Below are 11,551 nucleotides of genomic sequence, written 5' to 3'. Positions count from 1 at the left end.
GGAATGCCGGTGCTGAATGTGGATCAGTGTCCCGAGATCATCATTTGCAATTTCGATCTCAAACCCGGTTATGCGGGTGTGGACAACCCGATTTATGCCAAGGAGAAGGGTGTTTACCTGTTCCTGGGCGATGCCAAAGAAAGTTTGAAAGAAATTTCCGGAACTCTCTGAATAACGGGGTAAAAGTTAAAGAGACCATTCTCGATCATTGGGAATGGTCTTTTTTTGCCCGACAATATGGTATGTGTTTATTTAGTATATTTGTCAATACCTTAAGAATTTGGAAAAACAGACATTGTTATATAATTAATCCTTAATATCGTTATAAATAATGGACAAGCAGAATCAAAGTTATCGTATTGAGAGCGACCTCATCGGTGAGCGTCAGATACCTGCGGACAAATTGTACGGCGTGCAGACATTGCGCGGCATTGAAAACTTTCGCATCAGCAACTTTTTACTGAGTGATTATCCTTTGTTTATTCATGGCCTTGCGTGGACGAAAGAGGCTGCAGCCATTGCCAATCATCGCCTTGGCATCATTAATGATGAACAGAAGAAAGGTATCGTACAGGCCTGTCATGAATTGTTGGAGGGCAAACATCATGAGCATTTCCCCATCGATATGATACAAGGTGGTGCCGGTACGACCACGAATATGAATGCCAACGAGGTAATTTGTAACCGTGCCTTACAAATCATGGGACACAATCCGGGGGAGTTTCAGTATCTTTCACCTAATGACCATGTAAACGGAGAGCAGTCTACAAACGATGCTTATCCTACGGCCATACATCTCGGTTTGTATGCATCGCATCTGAAGTTCCGCACACATTTGATTGCCTTGATCGATTCGCTTAGAGCCAAAGGCAAAGAGTTTGCCCACGTTTTGAAAATGGGACGCACCCAACTTCAGGATGCCGTTCCGATGACATTGGGGCAGACTTTTAACGGTTTTGCATCTATTTTGGAAGTCGAACTGAAAAATCTCGACCATGCCGCAGAAGAGTTTTTAGTGGTTAATATGGGTGCTACGGCTATCGGTACAGGTATCTGTGCAGAGCCCCAGTATGCTCCTTACGTTATCGAAGCCCTTCGCGATATAACGGGTTGGGATATACAGCTTGCAGATGATTTGGTCGGTGCTACCAGCGATACATCCGTAATGATCGGTTACAGCTCTGAACTGAAACGTATTGCTGTTAAGGTTAACAAGATTTCTAACGATTTGCGCTTGATCAGCAGTGGCCCTCGTGCCGGTTTGAATGAAATCAACCTGCCCGCCATGCAGCCGGGTTCTTCCATTATGCCGGGTAAAGTCAATCCGGTTATACCCGAAGTGATGAATCAGGTTTGTTATAAAGTGATGGGTAATGATGTTACCGTTACCATGGCCGGCGATGCTGCTCAGATGGAGTTGAACGCTATGGAGCCGGTAATGGCGCAATGTTGCTTTGAATCCATTGATTTATTGGCTAACGGATTCGATACGTTGCGTACCCTCTGTATCGACGGCATTGAAGCCAATGAAGATGTATGTTCGAATTATATTAAAAACAGTATCGGTATTGTAACGGCACTGAACCCGATTATCGGTTATAAGAACTCCACCAAGATAGCCAAAGAGGCCATGGAGACCGGTAAAGGCGTTTATCAATTGGTACTTGAGCACGATATTTTAGATAAGAAAGATCTGGATACGATTCTCTCTCCGGAGAACATGATCCGTCCGGTCAAATTGAATATTAAGCCCAAACACTAAGATTTCGAGGTTTTTCGGTAACCACGTTGCATACCGAGCAGTTATAACTTTATAGAAATGTACATGAAAAAGAATTTTTTTTGCCTGACGTTATTCATAAGTTTGTTACTGTCGGCATGTAACGTGGTTCCCATTACCGGAAGATCACAAATCAGTTTGGTGTCGGAGTCTCAGATACTGGCCATGAGTCAGAGTCAGTATCGCTCTTTTATCCAGAAAGCTCCGTTAAGTAAGAATCGCCATGATGTAGAGCGGGTACACCGTGTGGGAACGCGTATCGCACGAGCTACTGTGGCATATCTCAATCAGAATGGCATGGACAGCCGGGCCAAGGAATTGGCATGGGAATTCAATCTGGTGGAGAGCAAACAACTCAATGCTTTTTGTATGCCGGGAGGCAAAATTGTGGTTTACACGGGTTTATTGCGTTTGTTGAATTCCGATGACGAACTGGCTGCCGTGGTAAGTCATGAAGTAGCACATGCTGTGGCACGTCACAGCAATGAGCGTATAAGCAATGAGATGTTGCGTAGAATGGGCGGACAGGTATTAGGCGTAGCTGTAGCCGGTGAGAGTGCAGCCCTTCAACAGGTTATCGGTCAGGCCTATGGTATAGGCTCCCAGGTTTTTATTTCTTTGCCTTACAGCCGTAAGCACGAATATGAAGCAGACCGCATCGGTCTTGTTTTTATGGCTATGGCCGGTTATGATCCGGAAGGCGCTGTGAGTTTATGGAAGAAGATGGCGCAGGGAAGCAGGAATAAAAACGATATGTTGAGTACGCACCCGACAGATGAAAAACGTATTGCCGCCATTCGTAAATATATGCCTGAAGCCAAGCGTTATTACAAAGGCAGAGGGGTATTCAATATTCAACCTTTGAACCAACAGAACACAGACAGAAGCGGTAATTCCAAACCCGGCAAACCTCGCACCTCTGAAGACTGGCGGTTCTGATTTTATTCATTCCGGATTCACCGGCAAGACTTTTCTACAGTCTATTTAATTGGTTATATTTGTAAGTAATCACTTTATAATATAATCACTGAACGGAACAATGGAAAAAAGTCTTAAAGGTACTCAGACCGAGCAAAATCTGCTGAAAGCATTTGCCGGCGAGTCTCAAGCTCGCACACGCTATACATTCTTTGCGAGTGTAGCCAAAAAAGAAGGTTATGAACAGATTGCTGCTATTTTTCAAGAAACAGCAGACCAGGAAAAAGAGCATGCCAAGCGTTTCTTTAAGTTTTTAGAGGGAGGAATGCTGGAAATTACAGCCTCTTTCCCGGCCGGGAAGATTGGCAATACTGCCGAAAATCTGGCTGCTGCAGCTGCCGGTGAAAATGAAGAGTGGGCAGAGCTTTATCCCGAATTTTCCGAAGTAGCTGCTAAGGAGGGTTTCAAAGAAATAGCTGCTGCTTTCAAACTGATAGCTACCGTGGAAAAGATGCATGAAGAGCGTTACAGGGCATTGCTGTCCCGTATTGAAGACGGTGATTTCTTCAAACGCGAAGAAAAGCTCAAATGGCAATGTCGTAATTGCGGTTATGTGTTTGAAGGTACGGCTGCTCCTGCAAAATGCCCCGCATGTTTGCATGACCGCTCTTACTTCGAGCCTATGAAGGATAATCTCTGAAAGGTTATCATTTTTTATTTGAGAAATTGGGGCTGCGTCAAAATTCATTTTTGGCACAGCCCCTTTTAGTTGCATCAGAATGCGTAAAGTACAAAGCGTTTAGACTGAAGGCTGAAGGGAGCGTAACCGAAGTACGTGATCGAAGCCGAATGTCGCAAGGAATGCAGTGATTTGCACATGATGACACTCCGTCTTTTGTCTGGAAGTAACTATTCTGCGAACAAAGTAGGTGTGACAAAGGCAAACGAGCTTAGCGCCCTTTTGTCTGGAAGTAACTATTCTGCGAACGCCTTGATTACAAGTTTCCTTTTGATATACAAGTAGTAACCGATAGCCGCAAATCCTTTGAAGATACTTGTGAGAGAGATAGCCCACCAGATACCGGCCAATCCCCAGCCCAAAGAGATAAAGAGCCCGGCCAAAGGAATACGTGCATAATTGCCGATTATGCTGATGGTAGCCGGTGGCATGGAACGGCCGATGCCATATAAGAACCCCTGTGTTGTGATCTCTGCCATCATAAATAGCTGCGAATAGCCGTTGATGCGCAGATATTCGCCTCCGGCTATGTAGGTGTCGCGGTCGGGTACGATGATGCCGAACAGTTCTTCTCCCAAGAAGATGAACAGCAGCGTACCGATCAATCCGAAAACAAAGGTCAGGCGTATGGCCTCTTTGTACGCCGAAAAAGTTCGCTTGATTTTCTTGGAACCGAAGTTTTGTGCCACCACGGCACTCAATGCCGTAGTAACGCCCTGAGAGGTGTTCCAGGTAATTGCTTCCATCTGTCCTCCTGTGGTGAGCGTTGCTATCCCGATGTGTCCGCCCACTTTGGAAGCCGTCCGTCCAAGATACATGTTCACAAAAACGAAAAGAGAGTTGAGTATTGCCACGGGTAAACCGATATGCAGAATACGTTTGTTAATATTCCCCACCGGTTTTATCCATAGCGGGATGCTGCCGAGCAGTTTGTCTTTTATCCAAAGCTGATATACGAAGAGTACGAATACGGTTGTTTGGCAGGTAAATGTAGCCCATGCCGCGCCTGCTACGCCCATTTTGAACACGAAGATGAGCAGTGGGTCTAAAATCATGTTCATGATTAGCCCCAGGCTCAGAATCCGGAAGGGTATTTTACTGATACCTGAGGCATTGTAAATACCGCTCATGGTGTTGGTCATAAAGACGAAAGGGAGTGCCGTGAGGATAATGTGCAGGTATTCCGATGCTAACTGCTGCACCTCAGGTTCCAACAGATAGATACCCAGAATAGGCTGTTCGAAAACCCAAAAGAGTGTGGCTAAGAAGATGCCTATTGCCAAAGACATCATGAAGTTATGCCCGGCATAAATTTTAGCCTCTTCATGGTCGCCCTTTCCCAGACTGTGGGCTACTGTCACTTCGCTGCCGGTTTTGTTAATGGTCGCTATCGAGTTGGCTAACCATGTGAGTACCGATATGATGCCCACCGCAGCCACTGATTTGCTGCCCAAACGCCCCAGCCAGGCCATATCCGTCAGGCTGTATGCCATTTGTATGAAAGACGTACCCATGATGGGCAGCGAGAGCTTGAGCAGGTGATGTCGCAGCGACCCAACCGTTAGATCTTTGATCTGACGCATTCTATATTATTGAGTTAAGCAGGATTTTTCCTCGAAAGATAAGTAATGATTATGGGATAAATACCGTTCGATCGCATATTTCAGCCGGTTTTAGCGTATATCTATGTCGCGCAGTAGTTCCACGCCTACCTGTTCGTTCAGTTTTTGTCTCAGTTCCTCCCGTATTGTCATGAGCTGTTGTCTTGCTGCCGCCGAATGCATGCGCAGGTAGAGTATGCCATCCCTGACATATTTTTTTGCAATAAACTTTTCAAATGGTCCCAGAGCTGTCGGAAGGATTTGCAACAGTTTGGCTTCCATCAGCCGTTCGTGCAGTTCCGGCTCGTTCGTCAACCATTCGTCCAGTACATCTCCCAATCGTTGCGGTTCGGCTCTTCTCATTTTTTCTGTTTATACTTGCTCAAAGGAGTTTATCTCTCCATTCTCCAGACGGAAAATTCTGTAATCGTCTCCCCACTGCCTGATGATTTCATCCAGATATTTCCGATTCGTGTCGGTAATGAATATCTGTCCGAATTCGTCGCCGGCTACCAGGCGTATGATTCTTTCCACCCGTTCGCTGTCCAGCTTGTCGAATATATCATCCAGCAGCAGTATGGGCGATTCGGGGTTGTGCATCTGTTGATGACGATATTGCGCCAGTTTTAAGCTTACCAGATAGCATTTGTTTTGTCCCTGAGAGCCGATTTTGCGCATCAGTTCGTTGCCCAGAGTCATTAGTAATTCGTCTTTCTGGATGCCGTGTGTGCTGTATCCCAGGATATAGTCCCGTTCGCGTACTTTGGCCATCTGTTCGGCCAAGGGCGGAGCTTCCGGTACGATCTGGGTTCTGTAAATCAAGTCCACCTCTTCCTTGTCTCCGCTGATAAAACTGTAGTATTTGCGGAAAATAGGAACGAACTCACCGATGAAACGCAACCGTTTCGATGCTATGGAGGTGCCGTAACGTTCCATTTGCATTTCGAGTACCTCCATCACCGGTATATTTCTATCCTCTTTTTTGAGCATGGTATTACGCTGCGCAAGCAACTTGTTATACTGAATCAGATCTGCCAGATAGGAAGCATCCTGTTGGCTCAGCAGTTGGTCTATGAAACGTCTGCGTTCATCGCTGCCGCCCTGGATGAGCTGGTAGTCCTGCGGCGAAACGATCACCAGCGGAAAGTGTCCGATGTGTTCGCTTAATTTTGAATACTCTTTTTGATTTCGGCGGAGTATTTTTCGCTGTCCCGGCCGTATGCTCAGCATAACCGAACGGCTGTCTCCGTTTATTGACCGGTATTTTCCCTCCAATACGGCCATATCCGTATTGTGTCGTACCGCTAAATAATCGTTTATACCCAGGTGGCTGCGTGTAAAACTCAAGTAATGCAGGGCATCCAGAAGGTTTGTCTTTCCCATGCCGTTCAGCCCCACCAGGCAGTTCACCTTCGGAGAAAATGAGCACGAGGCCGAGGCTATGCTCTTAAAATTAATGATGTTGAGCTGTTCGATAATCATATTGTACAAAGATAACAACTTGCCGCTCAACATGCTGTGTCTTTTTCTGCTGAAATGCGATTGTATTTTTGCTTTCCTTAACAGAGCAGTTTATAACCGATAGACCGGATGTTAACGATGCTTACCGAAGCATCGTTTCTCAGATAATCTCTCAGGTGAGAGATAAACACATGCAGGCTCCGACGGTTGTAGATATCATCGTCGCCCCATAGCCTCATCAATAAGTCATAAGCTTCCACCACCTGACCACTGTTGGAGGCCAGTGTCCAAAGCAATTCGCTTTCCCGGTAAGAGAGTTGCTGCGCCTGTCCGTTTCCCAATGTCAGTTGTTGTGTCGTGCGGTTGAGCCGGTAAGAGCCGATCGGTATTTCTTCTTCCGGTTTTTCCGGATAGCAGCCCCGCCGTCTTGCCAGTGCTTTGATGCGTGCTTCCAGTTCACGGATGTTGAACGGCTTGCACATATAATCGTCTGCCCCGATGTCGAAACCATGGAGAATATCCTCCATTTCTCCCCTTGCCGTCAGAAAGATGATAGGCGTATTTTTATCGCTTTCCCGTATTCGTTTGACCAGACTGAAACCGTCGAGTTTAGGCATCATCACGTCTACGATCAGTATGTCCGGCCGTTGTGCCGCATAGGCTTGCCATGCTGTTTCGCCATCTGCAGCTGTTTGCAGGGTAATGCCGCGTGTTTCCAGCGTGTCCGACAAGATCATGGAGAGGGTGGCTTCGTCTTCTGCCAACAGAGCTTTTATGGTGTTCATAAATGATATTATTTTATAAAATGGAGAATGAATATGCTGCCTGTGCCGGGTGTACTTTTGACGTCTATGCTTCCACTGTAATGCCGCATCAGTTCTTTGGCATGGCTTAGTCCCAGACCATATCCCCGGACGTTTTGCACATCGCCTTCCGGCACTCGGTAAAACTGGTCGAAGATATAGGGCAGGGCTGCTGCAGGAATACCCTTGCCGTGATCCGAAACCGTAATTTCAACTTTTCCCTTGCCTTTTGTGCGAGCTGTAATTTTAATGAAGATTTCTTCGATCGAATATTTCAGTGCATTATCCAGCAAAGCATAGATTATGGCATTAAAGTCCTGAGGACGTATAACGATCTGAAGGTTCTCGTCCAACTCTAAATCTAAAGTACCGTTTCCCGGTATTCTCAGCCGGAACTCTTCCGCAATTTTTGTCAGATATTCATTCACTTGAATGGTTCGCGCCGTTTCCGGATTCTTCCCGGCTCTTCCCAGAAGCAGAATTTGATTGATCAGTTCCCCCAATTCTTCCAGCTTATTACCGATGATATTCAGATATTGTGTGCGTTTTTCGGATGGTAACGGATTTTCTTCGTATTGGAGAACTTCTTTGGCAGCCATCGCCACGGATAGCGGTGTCTTTAGCTCGTGTGTGATATTGTGTACAAAATTGCGCTCCATCTCTTTGATTTTTTCTATACGGAGCAGCGTTTTCCATAAATATGTCATGGCAAACATGGTCAGCAGAATGGTGAACAGTGATAACATGATCAATCCGTTCATGTTTTTCAGTGCTAAAAAAGATAGGCCGCTTACTTTCATGTAGTATGCAAAGCGCATCGAAAATTCAAACGGAAAGAGGTAGTCCGTTTTTTTTGTGGATATCCATACCGGTATTTTATATTCTGTGAAATCATCTATTGGATCCGGAGTCATATCGCCTTTTCCTCTTGCCAGAATTTTTCCTGTTGGTTTGGGTGCGTATAGAGGCGAAGAAAGTGTTGCCGAATCTGTAGCTTGGAACAGCGAATCTTGTATACGAATGAGAAACAGACGATGTTCTACATGGATGTTACGTTCTTCCAAAGCATATGACAGCAGGCTGTCCGTGAGTTTGAAATCAATATCCGTGATATGGTCTAAAGCTGCGTGGATGCCTTTGTAAGAAAGTTGCCCTACGGTTAGGAAGTCTTCGATTCGCTTCAGTGAAACCGTATCTCGAAAGGCCGAATTCATCTTAAGGTTGGGGCGTACCGTATCATTGTAGTTTATCGAAACTTGCTGTGTCATGCGCCCATTTTCCGAATAACCTCTGCTTACATCGATTTTGCCCTGTGATGCAGGGTCTTTCCTTAGCTTCTGCATTCGGCTTTCAAGTTCGGTGTAATCTGCCAGAGCCAGGCACTCCGCTACCTCCTCGCTCAACCGGTCATGCTCCTTATGGTAGCGGTCGGTTAGCCAAATACCCTGATACACTGCCAGCACAAGCAGGCAAATGCAAACTAAAACGGGTAGTCCGAGGTGATGTTTGGGGCCTTTGCTGTTCATAGACTAAATATCTTTAGATGCATTATAGCGTCGTATATCGATGTCGTTGGTGCTCTTTTTATAACCTCCGAAGTTGTAAGTAAAGATAATTGAAACAGACGGTTTATATGCTACTGTGTACATGTTACTCCATTGATTGCCGTATCTTACCCTCAAATGTGAACCCGAAGAATTGAAGATGTCTTCTATTCTCAATCTCAGTGCAGCCCGCTTTTCCATAAATGTATAAGTGCTTCCCGCTGAAATCGTTCCATTTTTCCCGATGTCGAATGTGCCCTGAATGGCATCCGTATGGCCTGAAGCACTGATGTTCAAGGTTATATCCGGTTTTACAGGCAGTTTGTAGTCTATTGTCAATGAACCCTGCCCGAGAAGGATGGAGTGTTTTACGTCCATCCCATGAAAATTTCGGAGTCTGTTGCCTTGTATCATGGCATTCATTTGAGATGTGATCTGCAATCCTTTTATCTGCTTGAAGACAAAAGGCAGTGTGAGGTTTATGCCTGCATATTGCGTATAGTCGAAGTTCACCGTCTTGAATTGAGTCTGTATTTTGTCCGCCATCTGGTAGGGAACCTGCATCATATCATCTTTTGTATGCTGAATGAAAGCCGAAATCATGTATCGCTGCAGGAATATGTATTGAACCGCTCCGGAGTATCCACGCGAGGGCATGAGTTCCGGATTACCCAGAATTATGCTGTACGGATTGATATGCGTCGTTGTGGGAGACAGTTCGCTGTATGTCGGATAGGTTTTGTCGCTTGTCATGCTCAATATCAAGATGTGTTTGGGAGAGATAACCCAGTTGACCGTCAGTTGCGGATAAAAGTCCCATCGGTTTGCCAGTGTACGCTTCCCGTTTATTCTCAGGCGGTAGTTTTCTATGGTGAAACCTGTTTCCAGACTGATTTTTTCCGAGGGCTTCCAGATCGTGTTTATCCATGTTTGCCGGAGCGATTCTTTCAGTTCGCTATTGGTATGGATTGCTTCTTCGCCGGAAAACTGCCTGCTGCTTACTTTTGAAACGGACTGTTGTCCTCCGATACCGTAAGTTATCTGTATGTTACCCATGCTCTTTGTTTTCCGGCTGAATTTTACCCCCAGGGTGTGGATACGTAATGCCGCTTCATCTTTGATTTGCCGGTGTTCAAAACCGTTTTCGGGCAGACGGAGCCGGGTGTTGCTGTTCTGCCGGGCTGCAGTATAATAAGTGGATAAGTCGAACAGATTCGGCGCTGTCCAATCCATTTCTGTGTAGTGTGTGCAACCATCTCTGCCGGCATCGGTGTAGGAGCGCATCGGATTGTTTTCGTCCAATCTGAAAACAGAGGATGAAGCCGTTTCCGATCGATGTCCTGTTCCATAATAACGTAAACGTAGTTTGTTCTTCTGCGTTGCGTGATATGTCATCGAAGCATAAAGCCCCCAATTCGGTTTTTTACTTTCACGGTAGTCTTTTTGGAAAAGCCGGCAGGTTTTTCCGTTGGTCAGCGTATAGCGTGTTTCCATGTCTTCGCCATTGCGACTTTTGGCAAAAGGATTTGCCGATAGATTAAAGTCTGCTTGCCACCGACCCCTCACTGTGTAAAGGTTTATCCCGGCACCTGAGTTTAGCCATTTTTCATAATCCGAATGCAGAGTGACAACGCCTTGCGTTAATTCTTTCGTGTTGCTGTTCTCTTTCAGGATGATGTTGATTGCAGCACCTCTCACACCTGCTTCGGGTGGTGCCGCATACATCAGTTCGGCTTTTGCCAATCGTTCCACGGGCATCGATTTCAAAAGCCTGATGATCTGTGCCGGTGTAATTCCCGGTGCTTTACCATCGATAAGAATGGTATAGGACGAAGCTCCCGAAAGCTTCAGTTCATCGCCCGATTTATACATACCGGGCATTCGTTCCAGTGCTTCGTAGATATTCGTAACGCCCGTATTTTTTACCATTGCTGGCAGGTCGAAACTCAGCCGTCCGCCTTCCAGTTTTACCATCCGGCGGTAGGTGTTTACCCTTACTTCTTTTAGCTCGATGGATTTTGCAATGGAGTCTAATCTTCCTGCTGCCGTCGTATCCGTTTGACTGTTTTTGAGGGCCGTTGTATCCGTAACGTCTTGTTGGGCTTGAACGGCTATGTTATTGAGCACGATGCAGAGTATGAAACTAAAAACAAATCTTTTCATATGGCAAACTTTTATTTCTGTTTGGATATGTGTAAAAGTATGTATAGCCTGTGATAAAGTGCCTTAAGCAAGGCTTACGGAGTGTTAAACAGTCTTACTCTGCAGATTGATACCCGAAAATTCTCTGCCTGATGGATAAAAATCCAAGTTAACTTCGTTCAAAATTCTTCAGGCAAAGAATTTTTATCCATCAGGCAGAGAATTTCAGCTGTTTCTTTGACGGCTTTTGCAAAAACCGTCTTCTATTGAGAATCAGCTCGTTTTTTGTGTATATATAAGGGGCTGTGTCAAAATGAATTTTGGCGCAGCTCCTTTTAGTTTTGGTTTGGGGTTGGTTAAGCCACCGGTTTTAGCCTTTGAGGGATATTTTTGTGTTTTTCGAGGAGGTGGAAGCGCATGAGGCCGAGATTGAGGGTTGATATAGGTCTTTTGGGAGTGTTTTTCGCCTTTCGAGCAACCTTAGCACATAGTTTCTTCAGATTAAAGGCCATAGCTAGAAAGGCGAAGTCCATCTTGACCTGCTCTAAGCCCATATGTCTGAA

At 45.6% G+C, this 11,551-nt stretch carries 11 protein-coding genes; 4 read left to right on the top strand and 7 right to left on the bottom strand.

The window, feature by feature from the left end; translation table 11 throughout:
- The 4 genes from A3GI_RS11465 to rbr form a co-directional block, all read left to right on the top strand.
- The coding region (locus tag A3GI_RS11465) for an NAD(P)(+) transhydrogenase (Re/Si-specific) subunit beta (protein ID WP_154647832.1) at nt 1–171 on the top strand (171 nt) is incomplete at its 5' end.
- Nucleotides 172–331: 160 nt separating this feature from the next.
- Entirely contained in the window at nt 332–1,762 is a 1,431-nt protein-coding gene (locus A3GI_RS0106885; RefSeq protein WP_018360729.1) for an aspartate ammonia-lyase, read from the top strand.
- A gap of 63 nt (nt 1,763–1,825) precedes the next feature.
- Entirely contained in the window at nt 1,826–2,719 is an 894-nt protein-coding gene (locus tag A3GI_RS0106880; RefSeq protein ID WP_018360728.1) for a M48 family metallopeptidase, read from the top strand.
- 100 nt (nt 2,720–2,819) lie between these two features.
- Nucleotides 2,820–3,398 carry a rubrerythrin gene (gene rbr, locus A3GI_RS0106875; RefSeq protein ID WP_018360727.1) on the top strand — a complete coding sequence of 193 codons (579 nt, stop codon included), beginning with the start codon at nt 2,820–2,822 and terminating at the stop codon, nt 3,396–3,398.
- Between the two features lie 275 nt (nt 3,399–3,673).
- On the opposite strand, the gene A3GI_RS0106870 is transcribed toward rbr, so the two are convergent.
- From A3GI_RS0106870 to A3GI_RS10835, 7 genes are all read right to left on the bottom strand, one after another.
- Entirely contained in the window at nt 3,674–5,020 is a 1,347-nt protein-coding gene (locus A3GI_RS0106870; RefSeq protein ID WP_018360726.1) for an MATE family efflux transporter, read from the bottom strand.
- A gap of 90 nt (nt 5,021–5,110) precedes the next feature.
- The gene (locus A3GI_RS0106865) at nt 5,111–5,401 is read right to left on the bottom strand and encodes a DUF721 domain-containing protein (protein ID WP_018360725.1); all 291 of its coding nucleotides are present in this window, start codon (nt 5,399–5,401) and stop codon (nt 5,111–5,113) included.
- A 9-nt stretch (nt 5,402–5,410) separates the two neighbouring features.
- On the bottom strand, nt 5,411–6,520 hold the full coding sequence (gene recF / locus A3GI_RS0106860; protein ID WP_025079677.1) for a DNA replication/repair protein RecF: 1,110 nt from the start codon (nt 6,518–6,520) through the stop codon (nt 5,411–5,413).
- Nucleotides 6,521–6,597: 77 nt separating this feature from the next.
- The gene (locus tag A3GI_RS0106855; RefSeq protein ID WP_018360723.1) at nt 6,598–7,284 is read right to left on the bottom strand and encodes a response regulator transcription factor; all 687 of its coding nucleotides are present in this window, start codon (nt 7,282–7,284) and stop codon (nt 6,598–6,600) included.
- A gap of 8 nt (nt 7,285–7,292) precedes the next feature.
- Nucleotides 7,293–8,828 carry a sensor histidine kinase gene (locus A3GI_RS0106850; RefSeq protein WP_018360722.1) on the bottom strand — a complete coding sequence of 512 codons (1,536 nt, stop codon included), beginning with the start codon at nt 8,826–8,828 and terminating at the stop codon, nt 7,293–7,295.
- 3 nt (nt 8,829–8,831) lie between these two features.
- On the bottom strand, nt 8,832–11,009 hold the full coding sequence (locus tag A3GI_RS0106845; RefSeq protein WP_018360721.1) for an outer membrane beta-barrel protein: 2,178 nt from the start codon (nt 11,007–11,009) through the stop codon (nt 8,832–8,834).
- A gap of 335 nt (nt 11,010–11,344) precedes the next feature.
- The coding region (locus tag A3GI_RS10835) for a hypothetical protein (protein ID WP_018360720.1) at nt 11,345–11,551 on the bottom strand (207 nt) is incomplete at its 5' end.

The sequence above is a fragment of the Porphyromonas macacae DSM 20710 = JCM 13914 genome (assembly GCF_000379945.1).
GTDB classification, from domain to species: domain Bacteria; phylum Bacteroidota; class Bacteroidia; order Bacteroidales; family Porphyromonadaceae; genus Porphyromonas; species Porphyromonas macacae.
Note: the sequence above shows the minus strand (reverse complement) of the source record. Positions and strands in the feature narration are given on the sequence as shown.

Coding starts and splice junctions, on each gene's coding strand:
- A3GI_RS0106845 (WP_018360721.1), bottom strand. CDS start 11,009: ATGAAAAGATTTGTTTTTAGTTTCATACTCTGCATCGTGCTCAATAAC.
- A3GI_RS0106865 (WP_018360725.1), bottom strand. CDS start 5,401: ATGAGAAGAGCCGAACCGCAACGATTGGGAGATGTACTGGACGAATGG.
- recF (WP_025079677.1), bottom strand. CDS start 6,520: ATGATTATCGAACAGCTCAACATCATTAATTTTAAGAGCATAGCCTCG.
- A3GI_RS0106885 (WP_018360729.1), top strand. CDS start 332: ATGGACAAGCAGAATCAAAGTTATCGTATTGAGAGCGACCTCATCGGT.
- A3GI_RS0106870 (WP_018360726.1), bottom strand. CDS start 5,020: ATGCGTCAGATCAAAGATCTAACGGTTGGGTCGCTGCGACATCACCTG.
- rbr (WP_018360727.1), top strand. CDS start 2,820: ATGGAAAAAAGTCTTAAAGGTACTCAGACCGAGCAAAATCTGCTGAAA.
- A3GI_RS0106855 (WP_018360723.1), bottom strand. CDS start 7,284: ATGAACACCATAAAAGCTCTGTTGGCAGAAGACGAAGCCACCCTCTCC.
- A3GI_RS0106880 (WP_018360728.1), top strand. CDS start 1,826: ATGAAAAAGAATTTTTTTTGCCTGACGTTATTCATAAGTTTGTTACTG.
- A3GI_RS0106850 (WP_018360722.1), bottom strand. CDS start 8,828: ATGAACAGCAAAGGCCCCAAACATCACCTCGGACTACCCGTTTTAGTT.